The sequence below is a fragment of the Pseudomonas sp. MD330_10 genome, from assembly GCF_042610415.1.
Lineage (GTDB): Bacteria > Pseudomonadota > Gammaproteobacteria > Pseudomonadales > Pseudomonadaceae > Aquipseudomonas > Aquipseudomonas rhodesiae.
Window position 1 is genome coordinate 38,991 of record NZ_JBHGZU010000017.1, and the last position, 23,914, is coordinate 62,904.

Sequence of the window (23,914 nt, forward strand, 5' to 3'; positions counted from 1 at the left end):
TTTTTCAGAGATTCCCCATGCTCAATAACGATCGCCTGCTGGTGCAAATCCTGCTGCTGGTGCTGTTCGGTGCCAGTTTCTGGGTGTTGGCGCCGTTCTGGTCGGCGCTGTTCTGGGGCGCGGTGCTGGCATTTGCCAGTTGGCCGCTGATGGTGTTGCTCACGCGTTGGCTGGGTGGGCGCGAGTCCCTGGCTGCCGCGATCCTGACCTTGGGTTGGATGCTGCTGGTGGCGGTGCCGCTGGTATGGCTGGGGTTCAACCTGGCCGACCATGTGCGTGATGCCGTGGCATTGATCAAGGATATTCAGGTCGATGGCCTGCCCGAGGCGCCGACGTGGCTGGGCGCGATCCCGTTGGTAGGCGAGCGATTGGCGGCGATGTGGGACAGCATCGATCAGCAGGGCGCTGCGTTGATGGTCAGCCTCAAACCGTACCTGGGGCAGGTGGGCAACTGGCTGCTGGCGCGCAGCGCGCAGATCGGCGGGGGCATTCTGGAACTCACCCTGAGCCTGGTCTTCGTGTTCTTTTTCTACCGCGACGGGCCGCGTTTGGCGATGTTCGTCCATCGTTTGCTGGAACGCTTGATCGGCGACCGCGCCGGTTACTACATCGAACTGGTGGCCGGAACCGTGCAACGGGTGGTCAACGGCGTGATCGGCACGGCTGCGGCCCAGGCCGTGCTGGCGTTGGTGGGGTTCATTATTGCCGGCGTGCCTGGGGCGCTGGTGCTGGGCATCGTCACCTTTATGCTCAGCCTGATTCCCATGGGCCCGCCGCTGGTGTGGATCCCGGCCACCGCGTGGCTGGCCTGGAAGGGCGATTACACCTACGCGATATTCCTCGGCGTGTGGGGCACCTTCATCATCAGCGGCGTGGACAACGTGCTCAAACCCTACCTGATCAGCCGTGGCGGCAACCTGCCGCTGGTGATCGTGCTGCTGGGGGTGTTCGGCGGCTTGATTGCCTTTGGCTTTATCGGCTTGTTTATCGGTCCGACCTTGCTCGCAGTGGCCTATAGCCTGTTGATGGATTGGAGCGCAACTCACGCCCAGGGCCGTCGGGACGACCAGGCTCTTTAAGCCCTGGGCAAGCGCATCACCGCGGTCAAGCCGCCGCCCGGGGTTTCTTCCAGGCACAGGCGGCCGCCGAGGCGTTCCACGGCTTCCTTGGCAATCGTCATGCCCAGGCCGACACCGCCGGAGTTGCGGTTGCGTGAGCCCTCCAGTCGAAAAAACGGCTCGAACACCGCCTCGCGCTTGTCCGCCGCAATCCCGGGGCCGTGGTCGATTACCCGGATCACCAGCGCTTCACGGCTGTCGGTCAGTTCGATACGCGCCGTGCCGGCGTACCGCAGGGCGTTGTCGATCAGATTGTTCAGGCACGAACGCAAGGCCATGGGTTGCACCTGCAGCGGTGCGCAGGTGCCGGCAAACTGCACGTCGCAGCCTTGGTCCTGGGCGTTTTCGCTCAGGGATTCCACCAGCGCCTGCACGTCCAGCCAGTGTCGGGTCTCGCTGGTGCGTTGTTCGTGCAGGTAACTCAACGTCGCGTCCAGCATGCCGATCATGTCGTCCAGGTCCTGGCGCATCTGGCCCTGGAGGCGGGTGTCTTCGATCTGCTCCAGGCGCAACTTGAGGCGCGACAACGGCGTGCGCAGGTCATGGGACACCGCGCCGAGCATGCGTGCGCGTTGGCTGACCTGCTCGCGGATGCGCCGTTGCATCAGGTTGAAGGTCGATGCGGCCTGTTGCGCTTCCAGCGGGCCGGATTCGTTGAGCGGCGGGCTGTCGAGGTCCAGGCTCAAGCGTTCGGCGGCTTCGCTCAGACGCTGTATCGGCCGGCTGAGCAGCTTGGCGCCATACCAGGCGGCAATGATCAGCGAAATAAATTGAAACGTCAGGGGCACCACCGGGCCGCCGAACCAGGGTCGCTGATGCTTGGGCAAGGGTTTCATCGTGCCGTCCGACTGCTCGATAAAGGTCTCCTCGGGCGGCGGCGGGGGCGGGCCGTAGTGGTGAAACCAGAAAAACGCCAGCCCATGGGCCAGCACAATGGCCACCAGCAACACGCCGAACAGCCGCCCAAACAGCGTGTTGAAGGTGCCGCGCATCAGCCGATGTCCCGTGCGTCGAACAGGTAGCCTTCGCCGCGCACGGTCTTGATCAACTGCGGTGCCTTGGGGTCATCCCCGAGTTTTTGCCGCAGGCGCGAGACCAGCAGGTCGATGCTGCGATCGAACGCTTCGATGGAACGCCCGCGCGCGGCATCCAGCAATTGCTCGCGGCTCAGCACCCGGCGCGGGCGTTCGATAAATACCCAAAGCAGGCGAAATTCGGCATTGGACAGCGGCACCACCAGGCCGTCGTCGGCCACCAGCTGGCGCAGCACGCTGTTCAGGCGCCAGGTGTCGAAGCGGATATTGGCGCGCTGCTCGCTGCGATCGTCGCGCACGCGGCGCAGGATGGTCTGGATGCGCGCCACCAGCTCGCGGGGCTCGAAGGGTTTGGACATGTAGTCATCGGCCCCCAGTTCCAGGCCGATGATGCGGTCGGTGGGTTCGCAGCGCGCGGTGAGCATCAGGATCGGAATATCCGACTCGGCCCGCAGCCAGCGGCACAGCGACAGGCCATCCTCGCCCGGCAACATCAGGTCGAGCACCACCACGTCGAAAGTCTCGGCGTGCATGGCCTGGCGCATCTCGGCGCCATCGTTGACACCGGTGGCCAGAATACTGAAGCGGGCCAGGTAGTCGATCAGCAGTTCGCGGATCGGCACATCGTCGTCGACCACCAGTGCGCGGGTCGTCCAGCGCTTATCGTCGGCGCTGGCCGGGTCTTTTTGCTCGTCGTTCACAGGGGCGCAAGGAGTTTGCATAGTGCGGTCATCTGCCAGGTGATTGCGGTCAGCATAGGCGCCCAGCCCCATGGCTGGTAGTGCTGGTCGGTGGGTCGTGCGAGCGAGGCTAGCGGCGGGGCGTGTTGGGGGCGTGTCGTGAATGTATCGGATTTGAAATATATGCGCGAAATGCCGGCCTGCGCACGCTTGGTCAGTATTTACCGATCATCGGATCCCGCAACGGCGTCGCTTGCGCTACAATCCGCGCCGATTTCGACTTGCCTGAGAGCCCATTCCAATGTCCGCCTGCCAGACTCCTATCATCGTCGCCCTGGATTACCCCACCCGTGACGCCGCACTGAAGCTGGCTGACCAGTTGGACCCAAGCCTCTGCCGGGTCAAGGTCGGCAAGGAACTGTTCACCAGCTGCGCCGCGGACATCGTCGGCACCCTGCGTGACAAAGGCTTCGAGGTGTTCCTCGACCTGAAATTCCACGATATCCCCAACACCACCGCCATGGCTGTCAAGGCGGCTGCGGAAATGGGCGTGTGGATGGTCAACGTGCATTGCTCCGGCGGCCTGCGCATGATGAGCGCTTGCCGTGAAGTGCTGGAACAGCGTAGCGGCCCCAAGCCGCTGTTGATCGGTGTGACCGTGCTGACCAGCATGGAGCGCGAAGACCTGGCCGCGATCGGCCTGGATATCGAGCCTCAGGAGCAGGTACTGCGCCTGGCGGCCCTGGCGCAGAAAGCCGGCCTCGACGGTCTGGTGTGCTCGGCCCTGGAGGCCCAGGCGCTGAAGGCCGCGCACCCGTCGCTGCAACTGGTCACCCCCGGCATTCGCCCGGCGGGCAGTGCTCAGGACGACCAGCGCCGCATCCTGACCCCGCGCCAGGCACTGGACGCCGGCTCCGACTACCTGGTGATCGGCCGTCCGATCAGCCAAGCGGCGGATCCGGCCAAGGCGCTGGCGGCAGTGGTTGCCGAGATCGCCTGATCACGTCAAGCGCGAGCCACTGACGAGAACGCCTGCACCCTGAACCGACGGGATGCAGGCGTTTTTTTTGGCCAGTGCGCTTAGACCTTCAACACCAACTTGCCAAAGTTCTCGCCGTTGAACAGTTTCATCAGGGTTTCCGGGAACGTCTCCAGCCCCTCGACGATATCTTCCTTGCTCTTGAGCTTACCTTGCGCCATCCAGCCGGCCATTTCCTGCCCGGCGGCGGCGAAGTTCGCGGCATGATCCATGACCACGAAGCCTTCCATCCGTGCGCGATTGACCAACAGTGACAGGTAATTGGCCGGGCCTTTGACCGCTTCCTTGTTGTTGTACTGGCTGATTGCGCCGCAAATCACGACCCGAGCCTTGAGGGCCAGGCGGCTGAGCACCGCGTCGAGAATATCGCCGCCAACGTTATCGAAATACACATCCACCCCTTTGGGGCATTCGCGCTTGAGGGCGGCGGGTACGTCTTCGTTCTTGTAATCGATGGCCGCATCGAAGCCCAGCTCATCCACCAGGAATGCACATTTGTCGGCTCCGCCGGCAATGCCCACCACGCGGCAGCCTTTGAGCTTGGCGATCTGACCGGCAATGCTGCCCACGGCGCCGGCGGCACCGGAGATCACCACCGTCTCACCGGCCTTCGGCGCGCCAGTCTCCAACAAGGCGAAGTAGGCGGTCATGCCGGTCATGCCCAGGGCGGACAGATAGCGCGGCAATGGTGCCAACGTTGGGTCGACCTTATAGAAACCCCGGGGCTCGCCGAGGAAATAATCCTGCACCCCCAGGGCGCCGTTCACGTAATCGCCGACGGCAAACTTGGGGTTGTTGGACGCAATCACTTTGCCTACGCCCAGCGCGCGCATTACTTCGCCGATGCCGACCGGTGGGATGTAGGACTTGCCCTCATTCATCCAGCCGCGCATGGCCGGGTCGAGGGACAGGTATTCGTTACGCACCAGTACTTCACCGTCCTTGGGGGTGCCCACTGGGACTTGCTGGTACGTGAAAGTATCCCGCGTAGCGGCGCCGACCGGGCGTTTGGCGAGCAGGAATTGGCGATTGGTCTGGGCGGTCATGGCAGGGACTCGTTAGAAATGAATGCTCAGTGATAGACCCTGGCGGGCCTGGGAGCAAGGTCGGCGAGAGGTGCGAATGCTCGTCGATAGGCCGCGCTGATGGTAGGCCCAGTCGCCTTATCACTGCCGCTCATGCAGCGCCAACCGGCCTTTTGATAGTGCTGACGTGCGCATCATGACCTTGGCTAGACTCCAGCCACGTATATTTCCTCCATAGGACATCCCTCCATGAGCATGACGTTTTCCGGCCAGGTCGCCCTGGTCACCGGCGCCGCTGCGGGTATCGGCCGCGCTACTGCCCTGGCGTTCGCCGCCGAAGGTTTGAAAGTGGTGGTGGCCGACCTGGATGTGGCCGGCGGCGAAGGGACGGTGACGCTGATCCGTCAGGCCGGTGGCGAGGCGTTGTTCGTGCGCTGCGACGTGACTCAGGAAGCCGAGGTGCAGCAATTGATGGCGCAGACCCTGGCGGCGTATGGGCGTCTGGACTACGCCTTCAATAACGCCGGTATCGAGATCGAAAAGGGCAAACTTGCCGACGGCAGCCTGGACGAGTTCGATGCCATCATGGGCGTCAATGTCAAAGGCGTGTGGCTGTGCATGAAGCACCAGTTGCCGCTGCTGCTGGCCCAGGGCGGCGGTGCCATCGTCAACACCGCTTCGGTGGCGGGCCTGGGGGCGGCGCCGAAGATGAGCATATATGCCGCGTCCAAGCATGCGGTGATCGGCCTCACCAAGTCGGCGGCCATCGAATATGCGAAAAAGAAAATCCGCGTCAATGCCGTATGCCCGGCGGTGATCGACACCGATATGTTCCGGCGCGCCTATGAAGCCGACCCGCGCAAGGCCGATTTCGCCGCCGCCATGCACCCGGTGGGGCGTATCGGCAAGGTCGAGGAAATCGCCAGCGCGGTGCTGTACCTGTGCAGCGATGGCGCGGCGTTCACCACCGGCCAGGCATTAGCGGTGGACGGTGGCGCAACAGCGATTTAGGACGCGGTGTGACGCCCCATTCGAAAAGGTCTGGGAGGGATGTGGGGCGTTTCCGGAGCTGGCTAAACGCCGCGATCGAATATGTATCACAAGGTAAATAACTCAATAAAATCAATACTTTAATAAATCTTGGCGACCGGTCATTACGCGCTTCTGTGCTTAACTCGTTGGGTTGAAAACAAACAGTTGAAGTGAGTGGCGCATGGATTTAGGGATCGATCGACAAGCCCTTGTACCGGTGGTGCAGCAAATCGTCAGTGCAGTGACGCAATGGATTCGCAAGAACGAGGTGAGCCCCGGCACTCGCTTGCCGTCCGTGCGGCGGTTGGCCCTCGATAACCTGCTTAGTCAGTCCAGCGTGATCGAAGCTTTAGAGCGCATGGTCGCCCAAGGATTGCTGGCCCACAGGCACGGCGCCGGCTTTATGGTGGCCGAGCCGCCTGTGGCCCATGAGTGCCAATGGTATGAAGGCGCCGAGCGCGACTGGGGCGATTTTGCCGATAGCCCCCTGGGCGAGTTGAAGCTAGGCTGCGGCTGGCTGCCGGAGGCCTGGCATGAAAGCGATGACATCAGTTACGCGATTCGCGAAGTCAGCCGTACCGACACCGCCGGGCTGTTCAATTACAGCACGCCATTGGGCTTGCCCGTGTTGCGTGAACAACTGCTTAAGCGCCTGACGCACCTTCATATCGACACTCGTCTTGATTGCATTCTCACCACCGGTGGCGCCAGTCATGCCGTGGATTTGCTGATCCGTGTGTTACTGCGCGCCGGTGACTGCGTGGTGGTGGAAACTCCGGGATACGGCAATCTTTACCGGCAGCTGGCGTTCCATGGTGTGCACCTGCTGGAAGTGCCGCGCACACCGGGCGGGCCGGACATCCCGGCGCTCGAAGCATTGTTGCAGCGCCATCGTCCAAAATGCTTGTTCACTCACAGCCTTTATCACAACCCGACTGGCTCCAGCCTGTGCCGTGTCGTGGCCGAGCGGCTACTGGAACTGGCCCGTCGCGATGACTTCCTGATCATTGAGGAGGATGTCTACGGCGACCTGCAGCACGCCACCTGCACCCGGCTCGCGGCGTTGCCCCATGAAGGGCGGGTGATTTACGTCGCCAGTTTTTCCAAGACCTTGAGCAGTGCTTTGCGCGTTGGCTACCTCAGCGCGGAGGCAAGTCTTATCGCCCGGCTGGCCATCCTCAAGACCTCTACCGGTTTCGGCACCTCGCGGTTTGCCGAAGCGGTGGTCAGCACGCTGCTGGCCAACGGTACCTATCGCAAATGGGTGCAGCGCTTGCGCAAGCGGCTGAGCACCGAGATGGCCGCTACCTTACAGGTGCTGGAAGACGAAGAGTGGGAGGTGTTTACCGTGCCCGCCGGCGGCATGTTCCTATGGGCGCGACCGGGGGCGAATGCCTTCTCGCGGGTGCAGGCGTTTGCCCGCCGGCTCGGTGTTTTGCTCTCGCCGGGCTCACTTTTCAACCCAACCGGCGAATACAGTGAGTGGCTGCGCATCAATGTAGCCTATGCTTCAGACCAACGGGCTCTGGCGCTGATGCGTGCCGTGGGGCCCGCTAGATCGACCTCGACCATTCTGAAAACGACGGGCGTGTAGCTTTTTGCCATTATTCCGGCGTCAGTGTCTTGTGTTGAGGCCCCTGTCGTTGCCAATCTGCTGCTTGTCTACCGGGCTTGATGGCATCTGCCATTGCAAGAGGATCAAGTGCAATGATTTCGGCCGTGCAACGACGTTTCGCCAACCTGGGTATGGCGAAAAAACTGGGCTTGGGTTTCACCCTGGTGCTGCTGTTGACAGCGGTAGTGGCGGCCATCGGCGTATGGTCCCTGCAAACCGTCGGGCAACGGTTCGAAGGGCTCAAGGCCATGTCCTCGCTCAACAGCGGTTTGCTCAAGGTGCGCTTGATCGAACAGGACTACGCTTTGCACGCCGACCCCAAGGCGGTCGACGCGCTGCATGAGGCCGTCGATGCCCTGGCCGCTGAGGCGGCCAGCCTCAAAACCCAATCCGCTGCCAATGTGCCAGCCATGACCGATGTCGAGCAGGCCCTTGCCGCCTATCGCAAGGCTTTCGATGAGTTTGTCGAACTGACCCAGACCAAGGACCTGGCCCTGGAAATGGCCAGTTGGTCAGTGTCCAGCGTGGCCAACAACCTTGATGTGTTGCAGGCCGGTCTGGCGGACGACGGTGCCTATGGGCTCAAGGAAAGCCAGGGCAAGGAGGGCGCCGAGTTTATCGAGCAGGCCGGTCAGGTTAGCCAGGTGTCGCGCTTGATGCTGCAAGCCATGAACGAAGCCCATGTGCGTCTGAATCAGAGCCGTAAGGTAGACGAAGACAATATCGAGCAAGGCAAGATCGAGCAGGCCGAACAGGCCCTGGCGCAGGTCGAGCAGTTGAAAACCTCAGTCAAGGATGCGGGCTACCAGACCGTACTTGGCGAGGTGTCGGGACATATTGCCGCCTTCGGCGAAAAACTCGGCGAATACACGGACCTGCTGGCTCAGGAAAAACTGGTTTACACACAATTGCATGATCGAGCGGAGCAGGTGGTCAGTCGGGTCAACCAGGCCTATAACGCCGAAGATCAGTCGATGCAGGCGCAATTGAAGAAAAGCGCGTTGCTGATAATCGGCTCGTCGGCACTGGCCCTGCTGGTGGGCTTGATTGCATCTTGGGTGATTACCCGCTTGATCGTTGCGCCCCTGCGCAGTGTGATCTCCGTGGCTCAGCGGATTGCCGATGGCGATTTAAGCGGTCGGATGGAGGTCAACCGGCGCGATGAAATCGGCCAGTTGATGCAGGCCATGCAGCAGATGGGTAATGGTTTAAGCCATATGGTCAGCGGGTTGCAGGCCGGTATCGAGCAATTGGCCAGCTCCGCGCATTCGCTGTCCAGCGTGACCGAGCAGACCAATGTCGAGGTGAGCAGCCAGAAGGAAGAGACCGAGCAGGTGGCCACCGCCATGAACCAGATGACCGCCACTGTGCACGATGTGGCGCGCAACGCCGAAGAAGCGGCGCAGGCGGCACAGACCGCCGACGAGAAAGTCGACAGCGGCCAGCAGGTGGTGCGTCAGAGTTTGCAGCGCATCGAGCTGTTGGCCACCTCCAGCACAGGCGCCAGTGCCAGCATCGAAAGCCTGAGTGCGGAAATCCAGCATATCGGTACGGTGTTGAGCGTGATCAAAAGTGTTGCCGAGCAGACCAACCTGCTGGCGCTGAACGCCGCCATTGAAGCCGCACGGGCGGGCGAACAGGGCCGCGGCTTTGCCGTCGTGGCCGATGAAGTGCGAGCGTTGGCCAAGCGTACGCAACAATCGACCGAAGAGATCGAACGGCTGGTCGGCACCTTGCGCAGCGCCGCACAAACGTCGGTGCAGCAGATTCAACAGAGTGGTGAACTGGTGAAGCTGGCGGTCAGCGATGCGCTGGAAACCGAAAGTGCTCTGGGCAGCATTGCGTCAGCGGTGTCGCTGATCCAGCAGATGAATCAGCAGATTGCCGCCGCCGCCGAGGAGCAAAGCTCGGTGGCCGAAGAGATCAACCGCAGTGTCACCAGTATTCGAGCCAGCGCCGATCAGTCGGCGTTGAGCATGCAGGAGAACGCCGCGTCGAGTATCGAGCTGGCGCAGTTGGGCGCCGAACTCAAGGGTATGGTGGGGCACTTCCGCCTCTGATTGCCGCGCTGACGGCGACCAAAGGCGCGGGCAATTAAGCGTGGTTGGCCAGAAACGTCAGCAGGGCTTCATTGACGAAGTCCGGGTTTTCCCGCGAAGAGATATGCCCCGCGTCCGGAATCGGGATCAGGCTGCAACCGATCAGCTCGGCCATTTCTGCCGATTCTGCCGGTGGCCGAGGCTTGTCCTGCTGGCCGCACATTACCAAGGTGGTGTCGCGGTCCAGGCGCGGCAGCTGCGCGAGCACATCCTTGCGACTGAAGATCAGCCGGCCCAGAGGCACAATGCTGTCCAGCAGGCGTTCCCGGGGGAAGTCTCGCAGGGACTGGCGAAAGTTCTGATACAACGCCGACTCGCGGTCAATTTCGGCGCGGAAGAAAATCGGTGCGATCACATCCAGCAGCGGCTCAGGGATAGCGCCGGCTTCTTCAATCATCTTGAACAGTGAGAAATAGTACTGAAGCGTGGCCTCGGGCTCGGCGCCCAGGTACGTGTCCATCAGTACCAGGCTGTTAACGCGTTCAGGCGCGAGCAGGGCAAGGCGCGCGCCCCACATGCCGCCGACCGACAGACCCACCAGGTTTACGCTGGGGATATCCAACTGGTCCAGCAGGGCCAGGGACTGGCGCGCCAGGTCGTCAAGAGATTGGGTGCGCGGGGGCAGTGGGCCCGATTCGCCGTGGCCCCATAGCTCGGGCACGATCACGCGGTACTTTTGCGACAGTGCCTCGACCTGCGGCGCCCACATAGTGCGGTCCCACAGGTAACTCGAGCCCAGCAGGACAGCCGGGCCGCAGCCCTGGTCGATGTAATGCAGCGGTTGTCCATCAATCACGGCGACAGGCATAGCAGGCCTCTTTCTTCACGGTGTGAGGGGCACTTTTTTACGCTAGTCGTAGGCGGGAGGATAGATGCAAAGTGATGGCATCTGGCGAACAAGGTTCGCCAGATAGGGAGGAGGGGATCAGTCGTAAATGACTTTCTTTTTCCACTCGGCGTCGGCGTCCACCACTTTCAAGCCTTCGGTCAATTCATTGACCTCGTCTTCGGCCGGCTTGCTGTTGGTCAGCACGGTGGAGTTGGCGCGGGCCAGCTGGGATTCGAGCATTTGCAGTTGGGCGCTGTAGAGCACCGGCTCCGGCTGCTTACGCAGGTACTGCACGCCACGCTCGAAAGCCAGGCGCGCCTGGCCCGGCTGGCCTTGTTGCAGCGCATGCTGGCCGAGATTGTTGAAAAACTCGATGTGCAGCAACACCAGAATGTGGCGAATTTCCCTGATCCAGTGCTTGGCTTCGTTGGCCGGCAGGAAACCATCCTGGGCGGCGCGGGTAACCTGGCCGTGCAGGGCTTCGAGGAGGAAGCGTACATCCTTGGCCTTAGCTTCGGTCTGGATCGGTGCGGGCGGGTTGTTAACCGGTATCGATTCGCCCTGGCCAACCAGCGCATTCAGCTCAGTAATTCGGGCCTTGAGCGCGGCGTTGGTCTTATTGAGGTTCAACAGGCGCTGATTGACGTTCAGTTCAAGGCGGGTCATCAGCAACTTGAGTGCAGGGGTCATGAGCTGGCCAGGAAACGTCTCGGTGATTTCACCGCAACGGCGCAGGCGATCGTTGAGTTCGATCTCGGTGCGCTGTTTTTCCAGCTTGTTGTTTTCCACCACATGGTTCATGTAGCCAATGGCGATCAGTATTGCGATCCCGGCTATTACCAGCAGGGTGATCATGAGTGGTGTCACCGGTGTGACCTCTTTATAGGGTTTACAGGAGAGTGTAGTGACTGGACCATCAGGCGGATAGGTCTGATCGACCAGATGCCGCGTCGTTCTTTCTTCTCAGGCTCCCTTGCTATCTATATAGGTGAGCGCTGAAATGGATGGCTTCATATTGCCATCACTCGTCAGGGTGGACTATAGCGTCTTGTCATGCGCCAGAATATAGGCGTCAAGGTGCGGGGGGGCAAAGTGCCCTCGCAGGCCCCAAAACGGGGGCGAAGTCATTGATTTAAATAAATTTATCCTTGGGGGTTGACGACCTTTCAATCCATCCATAGAATGCGCGCCACTTACAGCGTAAAGCACACAGCGAAACGCGGTAGGGAGTGAATGTTGTACGTGTGTCCCCTTCGTCTAGTGGCCTAGGACACCGCCCTTTCACGGCGGTAACAGGGGTTCGAGTCCCCTAGGGGACGCCAATGCGGGAATAGCTCAGTTGGTAGAGCACGACCTTGCCAAGGTCGGGGTCGCGAGTTCGAGTCTCGTTTCCCGCTCCAATTTTTAAGCAGTGTTGCTCTCGGGCGGCACTGAGTGAAACCAGGACCAAGTCTTCGGATGAGGCCTCTGGGCACTGAAATACACACCATGTGTTTCAGTAGCGTGTCCCCTTCGTCTAGTGGCCTAGGACACCGCCCTTTCACGGCGGTAACAGGGGTTCGAGTCCCCTAGGGGACGCCATTTGCGGGAATAGCTCAGTTGGTAGAGCACGACCTTGCCAAGGTCGGGGTCGCGAGTTCGAGTCTCGTTTCCCGCTCCATATTCAATGAAAACGCCGATCAGAGATGATCGGCGTTTTTGTGTGCGCTTGATTTTTATCAAGCTGGAGAAGCCCGCCAACACGGCGGGCTTTTTGCTATTACAGCTTTGGCAACTGCCCGACGCGCCCCATCATTTCAGTGACGATCTGCAAGTCCAGCAAGAACTGATCGACCGTCTTGAACTCATTGTCGGTATGCCCGGTGTACTTCACTTCCGGGCGAGCCAGGCCGAATTGCACGCCGTTGGGCAGTTCATGCACCGAGGTGGCGCCGGCCGAGGTGCCGAATTTATGTTCCATGCCCAGGTTTTCAGTGGCGACCGCCAGCAACGCTTTGACCCATTCGCCTTCCGGGTTGCGGTACATCGGCTCGGCAATCGAATAGGTGAAGTCCACCGCCACTTTGCTGTTTTTGTCCCAGGCGCTGAGTTTGTCGGCGATTTCTTTTTTGAGCGTTTCCGGCGACTTGCCCTTCGGCACGCGCAGGTTCACCGCCAGCTTGAAGGCTTTGTCGTCTTGGCCGACGAACGTCAGCGAGGTGGTCAGCGGGCCCATAAATTCGTCGGCAAAGCCCACGCCCAACTTGCCGCCCAGGTAATCCAGGCCCCAATTGTCCGACGCATAACGCGCGGCATCGGTGATGTGGTTGTGCTTGAGGGCAATCTTGCCGTCGACGCTGTGGATCAACTCCAGCATGCGCGCCACCGGGTTGACACCCGACTCCGGCTCGGACGAGTGTGCCGACACGCCGGTGACGGTCAGTTTCACATCCTTGCCCTCAACCTTGGCGGCCACTTCGAAATCACCACCGTTGCGCTTGGCATATTCCGCGCCGGCCTTTTGCAGGCTAGCCGCCAGTTCGGCCGGCTGATCGGTGACAAACGTGGTCACCGATGCCGATGGAATCTGGTTGGTGGCCATGCCGCCGGTCATCGCCACGATTTCCGCGCCGCTGCCTTCACCTTTGCGACGCGGGAAAGTGGCCATGACCGTGCCGTAGCCTTTCTCGGCAATCACCACCGGGTAACCGCCATCCAGTGCCAGGTTGTACTGCGGGGTCGGGTTGTGTTCGAAGTAATACGGGATGGCGTCGCCGGACGTTTCCTCGGTGGTGTCCACCAGCAGCTTGAACTGGCGCGCCAGCGGCAGCTTCTCTTCCTTGATCACCTTCATGGCATATATCGCCACTACGATGCCGTTTTTGTCGTCTTCGGTGCCGCGGCCGTACATGCGATCGCCGATCAGTGTGACTTTGAACGGGTCGAGCTTGGTGCCGTCCTTCAGCACCCAATTTTCCGGGGTCACCGGCACCACATCGGCGTGGGCATGGATGCCGACCACTTCATCGCCGCTGCCTTCCAGGGAAATTTCGTACACGCGGTTGTCGATGTTACGGAAGTTCAGGTTGAAAGCTTTGGCCAGGGCCTGGATCTTGTCGGCGATCTTGAGGAATTCCGGGTTCTGGTACTGCGGTACGCCGTCCACGTTGAAGGTCGGGATTTCCACCAGTTCCCGCAGCGTCTCCAGAGCGGCCTTGCCGTATTTGATCCGCGTGTAAATGCCCAGCAAACGGTTGATTTCGTTCTGCTGCTCGGCACTCAGGGTTTTGTTGTCGAGAAAGGCGTTGATCGCCGGGCCCACATCGGCGGTCTTGCCCAGATCGCCCTTGCCCAGGGTGGCGAGGAAACCGCGGAAATCGCTGACTGGCGTTTCACCAAATTGCTTGAGAATCGCTGTGCTTTGCTCGGCGGTGATGTTGGCGAAGGCCGGTGTTGTAATGGCCGTGAGGCTGGCCGCGAATAGGCTCGCAGCTACTAATTGTTTGAGTGGAAAGTGCATGGACAGTCGCATTCCTTTGCCAGTAGTGAGTAGGACGTTTCTGATCAAACTGTCAGAAACATTTCTACACACTACCACCACTCAGGTGTATCGGGTCAATGCTGGCCAGGGTGGGGCGCTGGATACTCATCGGTCACGTTCAGGGCTCTAGCGTAGGGGCCGTCCCACAACTGTCGGTGCAAATCCCCGACACGCTTGGCCATGGTTTCGCTGCGCATCACCACCTCCAGGTTGCGCGAATTATCCAGATAGCCGCCCAGCCAATTACTGGTGCCCACCCACGCGAGCTGACCATCGATCTCCATGGTCTTGCTGTGAATTACCCGCGCGTAGGGGATAAACCCCTGTTTGGCCTCGGGCAGGGTGACAATCTTGATCTGCACATTGGGCAGCACGGCCAGACTCTTGAGGTAAGGCAGTTCCAGTTTGTCGGTGTTCCAGTTGGACACCATCAGCTTGATCGACACACCGCGCGCGGCCGCGGCCCGCACGGCATTGTCGATCACTGCATAGTAGGGGCGCGTATTGTCCGGTCCATAGGACAGCGGTGCGTAGTCGAGCAATTGCACGCGGACTTCTTTTTTCGCTTCCGCCAACAAGCGGGGCAATTCCAGCTGTGAGTCGCCCACCCCCGGCGGGTTGTAACGCTGCGGGCTGGCCACCAGGTAATTGCCGGTGCGTACAGGCGCCTGGCCGGTCGCCGGCAATGGCACCGGTCGGTGCTCGGCCAGCGCCTGCTGGGCTTGCCAGTCCTGATCGAAAATCGCCTGTACCTGGCCCACCACCGTGGCATCGCTGATGCGCAACCCGGTTTCATGGATATGTTCCAGGGAGCGCCAGTCGAAATTCTGGCTGCCGACAAATGCCTGCCGAGCGTCCACAATCATGTATTTGGCGTGGATGATGCCGCCGCTGACTTGCCCGTAGGGCATCACGCGGAAGGTCAGATTGGGGATCGCACGCAAGCGTTCCAGGGTTGAACCCTCCGATAACTTGATGCCTTTTTCTTCCATCAAAAAGCGAATCTTCACACCGCGCTTGCCAGCGGCTTCCAGGTGGTCGATGACCTTGTCCATGACTGACCCGGGATGATCGGCCGCGTAGAACTGGCCGATATCAATGGTGTTTTTCGCCCCGTCGAACAGTTCGATCCAGACCGGGCCCGGCTGACGTAGATCGGCGGTGCCGAGGGCAGTGTCCACTGGTACGGTGTGTACCAATTCAAATCCTGGAATTGAAAAATCCGCTTGGGCAAGCGGACTGAGGAGCAAGCCGGCAAGGCCTGCGATACGCATTTTCAAGGAGACGGACATAAGGCTCTCTTTTAAATAGAAGCGGGCGCATTGCGCGCCCGCGCAAACGGTTATGCGGTGCGGCTGTGCAACGGCGTCGGCACCAGGTGTGGCGTTTCGCTCTGCACGCGCGCGCCGCTGGCGGCGCGGATCAGCAGGATTTTCAACTGATCGTTGATGCGCTCCAGGCTGTCTTGGAAGAAGTTATGGAACACCACGCAGAACAGCGCGATGGCAATCCCCAAGCCCGTGGCGAACAACGCCGTACCGATGCCGCCGGAAATCTGCCCAGGGTCCGACACCCCCGCCGTGGCCAACGCCTTGAAGGTGTCGATAATGCCGAGGATGGTGCCCAGCAAGCCCAACAAAGGCGCGGCGGTGGTGATGGTTTCGATGATCCACAGGCTGCGGGCCAACGGTGCGCGAGTGCTCAGGTACTGGGTTTCGATTACGTCATCCAGGTCTTTGCGCGAGCCGTGGGAGGCTTTTTGTGCCAGTACTGGCAAGACCATATCCAACGGCAGGCTATGGCGACGGGCCAACTCCTGAGGCAAGTCGCGTTCGCTGTGCACATTGGCGCCAAGCACTTTGTTAAGGGCGCGGGCCTGGCGGCGCACATAGGCGAAGTAGATGCCGCGCTCGATGGTGATAAAGATGGCAATCGCCATCGCGGCGTACATCACATAGAAGGTGATGTCGTGGAGCAAATTCATGTCCATGTTCACTGACCTCGCAAGTTAGAAATTGGCTTCCAGGGAAACCGTCACGGTACGTTCCAGGCCTACGATGTACGCCGGGTCGCCGTCGCGAAAACCGCTGTAGCTGGCGGAGTTGGTCTTGGTGGTGTAGACGCCGTCCAGGTACTTCTTGTCGAACAGGTTGTCGACGTTCAGGCGCAGGGTCGCGTCCTTCACCACTTTCTTGTCCACCGGCAGGTAGATACCGGCACCGGCGTTGAATACGGTGCGGCCGGAGATGGCTTCGTCGTTGGTCAGGTCGCCGTAGAGCTTGCTGGTGTATTTGCCGCCGAAGGTGCCGTAGTAGTGGCCATCGTCATAACCGATGTTGGCCGCCAGCATGTTCTTCGGCACGTTGGCGAACTGCTTGCCGCTGGTGGGCAACAGGATGGCTTTGCCGGCGTTATAAACGGTGAGGTCGTCTTGCTGCTCGGCCTTGGTGTAGGTGTAGGAGGTGTAGTAGTTGAAGTGGTGGGGCAGCAGGCCGCTCCATTCCAGTTCCAGGCCACTGTTGTTGACGGAGCCGGCGTTGATATCGGCGAAGTCGCCGTTGATGTCCTTGGAGGAGACCTGGCGATCCTTGAACTGCATGTAGAACAGCGTGGCGGCCACGGTCATGTCGTCATCGGTGTAGCGCCAGCCCAGCTCGTGGTTCCAGCTGGTTTCCGGTTTGGCGTCGATGGAGCCGGCGCCCTTGTCGTACAGCACGTAGTTCTGCGGGATGCGCATGTTGCGCGAGAGGCTATAGAACAACTGGTCCCGCTCATCCAACTGGTATTTGAGGCCGGCGTTGGGCAGCAGTTTGTTGTAGGTCTGGTTACGTTTTTCGGCTTGCTCGGTGAGGCTGCCGTGGTTGGTGCCGTCACGCTTGACGTTCATGTAGGCAAGGCCGGCCACCAGGGTCCAGTCCGGGTTGATGTACCAGGTGTCCTGGGCCCAGACCTTCTGCGCCGGGGTCACGGTAAAGCGGTCGCGACCCTGTACGGTGTTGCCGTTGGCATCGACCACGGCATCGCCATCCGGCCAGGTGTCGCTGGGCTTGCCGCTGTTTTTCAGGGCAATGAACGGCTGGGTCTGGCTTTGGCGTGCGCGCTCATACCAGTAACCGAATTGCAGGCTGTGCTCTTCCAGGTCCCAGTTCAGCTTGGTGGTGATGCCGGGGCGCCAGGTCTGCGTGCGTGAAGGACGGTAGTAAACGCCGGTGGTGGACGAACCGTCGGCGTTGTACTGCGCGGCGGTCGGCAAATTGCTCAGGTCGAACACCCCGCCGACGTTGGAGCCGCGGTTGAGTGCATAGCTGGACGAACCGACCCCGCTGCCGTTGCCCCAGTAGTAATACGGGATCACCGACAGGGCCAGGTTGTCGGCCAGTTTGAATTGGGTGTTGAGCACGCCGGTAAAAGTCTGGAACGGGTTCTGTGCCAGGGCGTAATAGCTGTTGACCTTGCCGTTGCTGCCCACCGATGGGGTGGCGGGGTAGGGGTCGAACTTGCGGCCGTTCTGTTGGAACTGGCTCTTGGTCAACTGGCTGTAACTGTTGTTGTCCTGCTCGTGGTACTTGAGGATCAGGTTGGCGGTGTTGCCATCGCCGGCGTCGAAAAAGCTGTTCCACTCGACTTTATCCGCGCGCACGGCGCCGGAACCACGCCACATGTCCCCTTCGGTATGCGAAGCCGACAGCCAGTTGCTCAGGCCGTTGATCTCTCCGGTATTTAGCCGCGCGAAGGTCTTGCGCGTGGCGTTGCTGCCCATGATCTGTTTGACGAATGCGCCGGTTTCTTTGGTTGGGCGAACGGTCACGATCCCGATGTTGCCGCCGCTGGAGCCGATGTGCGGGCCGTCGGCCTCCGCTGAGCCTTGGGTGACGAAGATCTGCTCGATGTTTTCCGGGTCGCCCAGCAGGTTGGAATACAGCGCGTAGTTGCCCGAGTCGTTGATCGGCATGCCATCCACCGACATCCCCACCTGGTCGGAGTTGAGGCCGCGCATGGTGAAGCGAAAGCCCGACAGCCCGGTGTTGTCTTCGCTGGAGATGTTCAGGCCCGGGGTGTATTTGAGCTTGTCCACGGCGTTGCCGGTGGCGGTCTGTTTATCCAGCGCTTCCTTGGTCACCGTGGAGCGGCCCTTGATGCTTTCTTCCTGCACCATATAGCCGCCACCCGCCGTGGCCTTGCCTTGCACGCCAATGGTGCCGACATCGCTGTCGTTGGTGTCGGCCATGACCATGCCATGCCCCATGCTCGCGGCAACGAGTGCCAGATGAATCCGTGTGAACCTCATCAGTGTCGTCCTGGTGTCGGGTGCTTATTGCACGCTGTAGTTAAAGGTGGCGGTGAAGCGCTGCTCATTGCGGCCCCCGAAGGCTTGCTCGGGGAACGGCTTGACTTGCTTGATACAACGCAAGCTGTTGGTGGCGGCCCGGTTGAGCAACATGCTCGACGCCTGGGTCTGTAGGCCGGAATCCAGCACGCGGCCCTGGCGATCCACCAACAACCAAACCACCACCTCGCCGCTCGGGCGTTCGAGGGATGCCTGACGGCCGGTGGGATACTGCTTGTACGTGTCCAACTCGTTGCGCAGGCCCTTGAGATAGCCACCCTCCAAGGCTTGGCCGTCGACTTTCGGCGGCGCGGGCGGTGCCGGCGCAGGTGCCGCTGGGGCGGTTACGGCTGGTACCGGTTTGGCGGCGGCAACCGGGGGCGGAGTAGGCGCGGCTTTCGCCACTACCGGTTTGGGCAGCGGTTTGGGCTTGGGCTTGGGTTCGGGTTTTGGCAACGGTTTAGGCGGTGGAGGCGGCGGCGCCGGCTCGGCGTCGGCTTCCTCGATCACCGGTGGTGGCGGCTCAACCACCGGTTCCGGGATGACTGGCGGCTCTGGCTCCGGATCGACCAGGGCCAGCTCGACCGCCGACTCGTCATACACCGGCTCGACCTTCAATGTCTGGGACTGGATCCCCATGGCAATCAGCACCAGGGCGATCACGGCCGGGACACTGCCCAGCAGTTGGCGCACACGAAACAGAACGTACATGGTCAGGACTTACGCGTGGCAATGGACACGGAGGTGAAGCCACCCAGGCGCAGGGTGTCCATCACTTCCACCAGGCGCGAAACCTCCACGCCCTTGTCGCTGTTGACGATGATCGTCGACTTGGTATCGGGCTTCTCTGCGGCTTTGAGCGCCGGTACCAGGGCGTCGACGGTGAGGTCCTTGCCGTCGAGTTGCAACTGGCCTTCCACGCCCAGGGTCAGGATGAATTTGTTCTGCGGCTTGAGCTGCTGCGAGCTGCTGGCGCTGGGCAGTTGCGTCTTCATGCCGAGGGCCGGAATCACGTTCAGGCTCACGAGTACGAAAAACACCAGAAGGAACATCATCACGTCGATCATCGGGATCAATTCGATGTGCGCCTTGCGTTTTTTCGGTTCGTCCCAGGTTCTCATTCCCTTACCCCGTTATTGAATTAGGGGCGACACGCTAACAAGCAAAAATGACCGATTGGTTAACTTTAGTTGACGTTTTTAGGGCTCTAGGACGGGTCTTACAGAAGACTCTAGGGTCATTTTTCCGGCGTAACAGAATTGAAATCCAAGGCGCGCATTCTCAAAAAATTTACATTGAGGGCCCTTAGGAATGAGTTGCCAATTGCCGTATCTGTCGACCCCGCGCCTGCTGCTGCACGCACTGGAACCGCACCAGGCCGAGCGGTTATGCGCCCTGGCCAACGGGCCGAAGATCGCCGATAACACGGCCAGCATTCCGTCGCCCTACACGCTGCAAACCGCGCAGGATTTTATCGAGGGGATGCAGGAAAAGTTTCGCGCCACGGGGTTGCTGAGCCTGGGTATGCACCGGCGCGACGATGATGAATTGATCGGCGTCGTCAGTCTGCGCATCAACGCGGCGCACAGGTATGGGCACTTGGGCGGCTGGGTGGCGGCGTCTGAGCGCAACCAAGGGTTTGCGGCTGAGGCCGCCACTGCCTTGATGGCCTATGGGTTTGAGGCGTTGGGGCTGCACCGCGTGGGCAGTCAGTGCTTCAGCCGTAATAAAGAATCGGCGCGGGTCATGGAAAAAATCGGTCTGCACTACGAGGGGTGTCTGCGCGGGGCGTTTCTTAAGAACGGTGTGCATGAAGACATGCTGGTGTTCGCCGCCCTGCGTTCTGAGTGGGAGCACCGCGTATGAACGGCCCGGTCGATCAGGGGCGACGTCGGGTGCTGGCCGGGCTGGCGGTGGCTACCACGTTTTCGATCCTCAGTCCGTTCGCCCGCAGTGCCGGGGTGGACTATCCGTTCACCCTCGGGGTGGCCTCGGGGGATCCGCTGCCGGATGGCTTTGTGATCTGGACGCGGCTTGCGTCGCGGTTCAATGCCGTAGACGGGCGCGGTGGCTTGAGCCGCGCGGTGCCGGTGCGTTGGCGGGTGGCCAGCGATGCGGCGATGACGCGCATCGTGCGCCAGGGGGAGGTCATGGCCAGCGAGCGCTGGGCGCATTCGGTGCATGTGGAGGTGGCAGGGCTGCAGGCGGGGCGGCCGTATTGGTATCAGTTTGAAGGGCTGGGCGCGCAGAGCCCGGTGGGGCAATCACGTACGGCGCCGCCGTTGCAGGCAATGACATCGGCGCGTGTGGGATTTGTCTCGTGCTCCCATTGGGAGCGTGGCTATTTCAGTGCGTATCGCCACTTGGCCGCCGAGCAGCCGGACCTGGTGTTTTTCCTGGGCGACTATATCTACGACAGTTCCTACGCGCCGGAGTCAGGCAAGGTATTTCGCGCCCATGGCAGTGGCAACGCGGTGAGCCTCAGCGATTACCGCAACCGCTATGCACTGTATAAAACCGATCCGGATTTGCAGGCCCTGCACGCTGCCGCCCCCAGCGTGGCGACCTGGGACGACCACGAAGTGCAGAACGACTACGCCAACCGTTGGTCCCAGGACCCGAGAACCCCGATGGCGCCATTTCTCCAGCAGAGGGCGGCGGCTTATCAGGCGTATTACGAACATATGCCGCTGCGCGCCAGCAGCCAGCCCAAAGGCGCCGATATGCGCATTTACCGGCGCCTGGACTACGGACGACTCGCCCGTTTTCATGTACTCGATGGACGACAATACCGCTCCGAGCAACCCTGCGTTTTGGCCAATGGCAGTCATCAGGGGCATGTGGTGACTAACCCGTGCAGCGAGTTGCGCGATCCTGGCCGCACGATGCTGGGGTGGCAGCAAGAGGCTTGGCTGGATCAGGGCTTTGCCCACTCCAGGGCGCAGTGGAATGTGATCGCTCAAGACTTATTGGTGGCGCCGCTGGTGCAACGGGACCTGACCAACCACAAGCCGGGCCGCTGGACCGACGGTTGGGATGGCTACATGGCCAATCGTTCAAGGATGCTGGCGTCTATTCAGCGCAACCGGGTGAACAACCCGGTGTTCTGGGGCGGTGATATCCACTCGTTTTGGGCCAACGACCTACACGTCGATGGCAATGACCCGGATTCGCCGGTGATCGCCACCGAATTCGTCGGTACCTCGGTGACGTCCGATGGGCCGCCGTTCGAGGCGTTCAGCAAAATCCTGCCCATGAACCCCCATGTGAAGTTTTTCGACAGCCGCCAGCGCGGCTACGTTTCGGTGGAGATGCAGGAGCGGCAGATGCTTACGCACCTGCGTGTCATCAGCGACCCGCAGGACCCTGCGGCGACGGTGTCGACCCTCAAATCGTTCGCGGTGGAGCCGGGGAGGGCAGGGGCGGTCGCGATTTGAGGGCGTAATGGGTGAACGCTCAACACACGCTTCAATCCAGGGTATAGCGCACCGACAGCGCGCCCTTTTTCTCGGACAGGGCCTGGATGGTGACTTGGCCCAATTCGCTCAATGTCTGCACATGCGTACCGCCGCAGGCGTAGGCGGGCAGTTCGCCGAAGCCGACTTCGCGAGTGCCGTTGTCCACGGCCATATGACGGGGATAGTCGGCGGCGATCCATTCGTTGAGCTGCTGTTGAATCGCCTCGGCCTGCATGGCTTGCGCCGCTTCGCCTCGGATAAACGTCACTTTGGCTTCGCCCGGCCAGTGGTGGGCTTTGATCGGCATCCAGCCGAGGGTTTCGCCGACGTTGCCGATCAAGTGACCGGCCGAATGCAGGCGCGTGTGCAGGGCGCGGCGCTGTTCATCGACCCTTGCGGTGATCGGACCGGGTTCTACAGGGCGGTCGACATAATGCACCACGCGGTCGGCCTCCTGGGTGACACGCAGCACCTGGCTTTCGCCCAGCCAGCCGGTGTCGAACGGCTGCCCGCCGCCTTGAGGGTGGAAGAGGGTCGATTGCAGGATTACCGCGAAGTGATCGTCGTGGGGCGTGCAACTCAGCACTTCAAGCTCGGCGGTCAGGTGGTCGTGGGTAAAAAACAGGCGTTCGGTCATCATCTGCATCCGCATCAGGGTTCTACGGGCAGTATAAATACTGCTCGAATGGGTGATAATCCGTTCAATTATCAATGGACCTGTGCGTCATGAGCATTAATCTTCCGTTGCCCCTGTTGGGGGAAATGGCGATGTTCGTCAAAGTGGTAGAGGCCGGCAGCTCTTCCGAAGCGGCGCGCCAACTGAGCGTTTCGCCTTCGGCGGTGAGTCGCAGTATTTCGCGTCTTGAGCGGGCGCTGGCGACCCGCTTGCTGCAACGCACCACGCGCAAACTGCGCCTTAGCGAGGGCGGTGAAGAGGTGTTCAAGCGCTGCCAGGAAATGGTCAACGCGGCGCGTTCGGTGATGGAGATCAGTGGCCAGTTCACCCATGAAGCCGAGGGGCTGGTGCGGGTCAGCGTGCCCAAGGCGGTGGGGCGGTTTGTCGTACATCCGCACATGCCGGAATTCCTGCGACGCTATCCCCAGGTGGATGTGCAGCTGATCCTTGAGGATCGCCATGTGGACCTGATCGACGACAACGTCGACCTGAGTATCCGCATCACCGACAGCCCGCCGCCGGGGCTGGTGGGCCGGCAGTTGTTGCCGATCGAACATTTGCTCTGTGCGACACCGCAGTACCTGGCCGAGCACGGTACGCCGGGCCATCCCCATGATCTGGCGGCGCACAGCTGCATTTATCTTGGCGAGACACCGGCGGATTCACGCTGGAAGTTTCGTCAGGGCACCAAGGCCGTGACCGTCGCGGTACGCGGGCGTTATGCCGCGAACCATACCGGCGTGCGTCTGGATGCGGTGTTGCAGCATGTGGGTATTGGCAGCCTGCCGTATTTCACGGCGCGCCATGCCTTGGAGGAGGGGCGCTTGGTGCAGGTGTTGCCGGCTTGGGACTTTATTGCGTCGTACCACGGCGAGGCGTGGCTGCTGCATTCGCCGACACGCTATTTGCCGCCGAAGCTACGGGTATTTATCGATTACCTGGTGGCGTGCATGGCCAAGGAGCCGACGCTGAGAAAACGTTAGGAGCGAGCAGGCTCGCTCCTGGCAGATCAGTGCTTGCTCTGGTCGTCCGGCATGGCCAGCAGCTGCTTTTCTTGGTTCCAGTCGAACGGTTCGTCGTTCTGTTCGGCTTCGTAGCGACGTTCTTCCAGGGCCTGGTACAGGTCCAGTTCTTCATCGGGCATGAAGTGCAGGCAGTCGCCGCCAAAGAACCACAGCAGATCGCGCGGTACAAGGTGGGCAATTTGCGGGTACCGCAGGATGACCTGACTCATCAGGTCTTGGCCCAGGTACTGGCTTTCGATTGGGTCGATGGGCAACAGGGCGCGCAGTTCGTCGAAGCGCTCCAGGAACAGGGCGTGACTTTCCTCGGGCACCTGTTCGGCTTCGCCGACGGCTACCAGGATGCTGCGCAGGTGGTCGAGCAAGACGAGATGATCGGCAACGACGTTGGACACGAGATAAGTCCTCAAAGCAAAAACGGGCGCGAGAGTATATAGCTC

General features: G+C 60.9%; 21 protein-coding genes, 4 tRNA genes and 1 pseudogene. 13 read left to right on the top strand and 13 right to left on the bottom strand.

Annotated elements, in window-relative coordinates:
- The first annotated feature begins 17 nt into the window (after positions 1-17).
- Positions 18-1,079 (top strand): AI-2E family transporter, encoded by a 1,062-nt coding sequence (locus ACFZPT_RS21505; protein WP_034096689.1) that lies wholly within the window; start codon positions 18-20, stop codon positions 1,077-1,079.
- On the opposite strand, the gene ACFZPT_RS21510 is transcribed toward ACFZPT_RS21505, so the two are convergent.
- Together ACFZPT_RS21510 and ACFZPT_RS21515 are read right to left on the bottom strand one after the other, a co-directional pair.
- Entirely contained in the window at positions 1,076-2,110 is a 1,035-nt protein-coding gene (locus ACFZPT_RS21510; protein WP_034096690.1) for a HAMP domain-containing sensor histidine kinase, read from the bottom strand. The two genes, ACFZPT_RS21505 and ACFZPT_RS21510, sit on opposite strands and share 4 nt — an antisense overlap.
- Entirely contained in the window at positions 2,110-2,874 is a 765-nt protein-coding gene (locus ACFZPT_RS21515; protein WP_034096795.1) for a response regulator, read from the bottom strand. Before ACFZPT_RS21515 ends, ACFZPT_RS21510 begins: the two co-directional genes overlap by 1 nt.
- 259 nt (positions 2,875-3,133) lie before the next feature.
- Here ACFZPT_RS21515 and pyrF point away from each other — a divergent pair, with 259 nt between their 5' ends.
- Positions 3,134-3,832 (top strand): orotidine-5'-phosphate decarboxylase, encoded by a 699-nt coding sequence (pyrF, locus tag ACFZPT_RS21520; protein ID WP_034096691.1) that lies wholly within the window; start codon positions 3,134-3,136, stop codon positions 3,830-3,832.
- A gap of 80 nt (positions 3,833-3,912) precedes the next feature.
- Here the strand turns inward: pyrF and ACFZPT_RS21525 are convergent, their stop codons facing one another.
- Positions 3,913-4,917, bottom strand: coding sequence for an NADP-dependent oxidoreductase (locus ACFZPT_RS21525; protein WP_094066236.1), 1,005 nt, complete (start codon positions 4,915-4,917; stop codon positions 3,913-3,915).
- Between the two features lie 228 nt (positions 4,918-5,145).
- Between ACFZPT_RS21525 and ACFZPT_RS21530 the strand changes: the two genes are divergently transcribed.
- The 4 genes and pseudogenes from ACFZPT_RS21530 (at position 5,146) to ACFZPT_RS21545 (ending at position 9,603) form a co-directional block, all read left to right on the top strand.
- Complete coding sequence (locus ACFZPT_RS21530) at positions 5,146-5,907, top strand: SDR family oxidoreductase (protein WP_034096693.1); 762 nt, start codon at positions 5,146-5,148, stop codon at positions 5,905-5,907.
- 202 nt (positions 5,908-6,109) lie between these two features.
- Entirely contained in the window at positions 6,110-7,522 is a 1,413-nt protein-coding gene (locus tag ACFZPT_RS21535) for a PLP-dependent aminotransferase family protein (RefSeq protein ID WP_099313130.1), read from the top strand.
- 995 nt (positions 7,523-8,517) lie between these two features.
- A pseudogene (locus ACFZPT_RS21540) lies at positions 8,518-8,694 on the top strand (HAMP domain-containing protein); the annotation flags it as partial.
- 204 nt (positions 8,695-8,898) lie between these two features.
- On the top strand, positions 8,899-9,603 hold the full coding sequence (locus ACFZPT_RS21545; protein ID WP_371918513.1) for a methyl-accepting chemotaxis protein: 705 nt from the start codon (positions 8,899-8,901) through the stop codon (positions 9,601-9,603).
- A 34-nt stretch (positions 9,604-9,637) separates the two neighbouring features.
- On the opposite strand, the gene ACFZPT_RS21550 is transcribed toward ACFZPT_RS21545, so the two are convergent.
- Both ACFZPT_RS21550 and ACFZPT_RS21555 read right to left on the bottom strand, forming a co-directional pair.
- The gene (locus ACFZPT_RS21550; RefSeq protein WP_099313132.1) at positions 9,638-10,450 is read right to left on the bottom strand and encodes an alpha/beta fold hydrolase; all 813 of its coding nucleotides are present in this window, start codon (positions 10,448-10,450) and stop codon (positions 9,638-9,640) included.
- Positions 10,451-10,567: 117 nt separating this feature from the next.
- The gene (locus ACFZPT_RS21555) at positions 10,568-11,338 is read right to left on the bottom strand and encodes a hypothetical protein (protein ID WP_080761411.1); all 771 of its coding nucleotides are present in this window, start codon (positions 11,336-11,338) and stop codon (positions 10,568-10,570) included.
- Positions 11,339-11,717: 379 nt separating this feature from the next.
- Here ACFZPT_RS21555 and ACFZPT_RS21560 point away from each other — a divergent pair.
- The 4 genes from ACFZPT_RS21560 to ACFZPT_RS21575 all read left to right on the top strand — a co-directional run bounded on the left by ACFZPT_RS21560 (position 11,718) and on the right by ACFZPT_RS21575 (position 12,131).
- Positions 11,718-11,793: transfer RNA gene (locus ACFZPT_RS21560), tRNA-Glu, on the top strand.
- Positions 11,794-11,795: 2 nt separating this feature from the next.
- Positions 11,796-11,871: transfer RNA gene (locus ACFZPT_RS21565), tRNA-Gly, on the top strand.
- A gap of 105 nt (positions 11,872-11,976) precedes the next feature.
- Positions 11,977-12,052 (top strand) — tRNA-Glu (locus tag ACFZPT_RS21570).
- A 3-nt stretch (positions 12,053-12,055) separates the two neighbouring features.
- A tRNA-Gly gene (locus tag ACFZPT_RS21575) sits at positions 12,056-12,131 on the top strand.
- A gap of 99 nt (positions 12,132-12,230) precedes the next feature.
- Here ACFZPT_RS21575 and ACFZPT_RS21580 read toward each other — a convergent pair.
- The 6 genes from ACFZPT_RS21580 to ACFZPT_RS21605 form a co-directional block, all read right to left on the bottom strand.
- A complete protein-coding gene (locus tag ACFZPT_RS21580; RefSeq protein WP_099313133.1) occupies positions 12,231-13,970 on the bottom strand; it encodes a dipeptidase in 1,740 nt (579 codons plus the stop codon).
- 95 nt (positions 13,971-14,065) lie between these two features.
- Positions 14,066-15,283, bottom strand: coding sequence for a phospholipase D-like domain-containing protein (locus ACFZPT_RS21585; RefSeq protein ID WP_099313134.1), 1,218 nt, complete (start codon positions 15,281-15,283; stop codon positions 14,066-14,068).
- Between the two features lie 50 nt (positions 15,284-15,333).
- On the bottom strand, positions 15,334-15,981 hold the full coding sequence (locus ACFZPT_RS21590; protein WP_034096700.1) for a MotA/TolQ/ExbB proton channel family protein: 648 nt from the start codon (positions 15,979-15,981) through the stop codon (positions 15,334-15,336).
- A gap of 18 nt (positions 15,982-15,999) precedes the next feature.
- The gene (locus ACFZPT_RS21595) at positions 16,000-18,279 is read right to left on the bottom strand and encodes a TonB-dependent receptor (protein WP_034096701.1); all 2,280 of its coding nucleotides are present in this window, start codon (positions 18,277-18,279) and stop codon (positions 16,000-16,002) included.
- A gap of 24 nt (positions 18,280-18,303) precedes the next feature.
- The gene (locus ACFZPT_RS21600) at positions 18,304-19,029 is read right to left on the bottom strand and encodes an energy transducer TonB (RefSeq protein WP_379555649.1); all 726 of its coding nucleotides are present in this window, start codon (positions 19,027-19,029) and stop codon (positions 18,304-18,306) included.
- A gap of 2 nt (positions 19,030-19,031) precedes the next feature.
- Positions 19,032-19,439, bottom strand: a complete 408-nt coding sequence (locus tag ACFZPT_RS21605; protein WP_034096703.1) for a biopolymer transporter ExbD — start codon at positions 19,437-19,439, stop codon at positions 19,032-19,034.
- Between the two features lie 190 nt (positions 19,440-19,629).
- Between ACFZPT_RS21605 and ACFZPT_RS21610 the strand changes: the two genes are divergently transcribed.
- Both ACFZPT_RS21610 and ACFZPT_RS21615 read left to right on the top strand, forming a co-directional pair.
- Entirely contained in the window at positions 19,630-20,184 is a 555-nt protein-coding gene (locus ACFZPT_RS21610) for a GNAT family N-acetyltransferase (RefSeq protein ID WP_099313136.1), read from the top strand.
- On the top strand, positions 20,181-21,755 hold the full coding sequence (locus ACFZPT_RS21615) for an alkaline phosphatase (RefSeq protein WP_099313137.1): 1,575 nt from the start codon (positions 20,181-20,183) through the stop codon (positions 21,753-21,755). The genes ACFZPT_RS21610 and ACFZPT_RS21615 overlap by 4 nt, the downstream gene beginning before the upstream one ends.
- 31 nt (positions 21,756-21,786) lie before the next feature.
- On the opposite strand, the gene ACFZPT_RS21620 is transcribed toward ACFZPT_RS21615, so the two are convergent.
- Positions 21,787-22,413 (bottom strand): hypothetical protein, encoded by a 627-nt coding sequence (locus ACFZPT_RS21620; RefSeq protein ID WP_099313168.1) that lies wholly within the window; start codon positions 22,411-22,413, stop codon positions 21,787-21,789.
- An 89-nt stretch (positions 22,414-22,502) separates the two neighbouring features.
- Here ACFZPT_RS21620 and ACFZPT_RS21625 point away from each other — a divergent pair, with 89 nt between their 5' ends.
- Positions 22,503-23,435 (top strand): LysR family transcriptional regulator, encoded by a 933-nt coding sequence (locus ACFZPT_RS21625; protein WP_379555650.1) that lies wholly within the window; start codon positions 22,503-22,505, stop codon positions 23,433-23,435.
- A gap of 26 nt (positions 23,436-23,461) precedes the next feature.
- On the opposite strand, the gene ACFZPT_RS21630 is transcribed toward ACFZPT_RS21625, so the two are convergent.
- A complete protein-coding gene (locus tag ACFZPT_RS21630; RefSeq protein WP_034096707.1) occupies positions 23,462-23,869 on the bottom strand; it encodes a PA2817 family protein in 408 nt (135 codons plus the stop codon).
- Between the last annotated feature and the right edge of the window lie 45 nt (positions 23,870-23,914).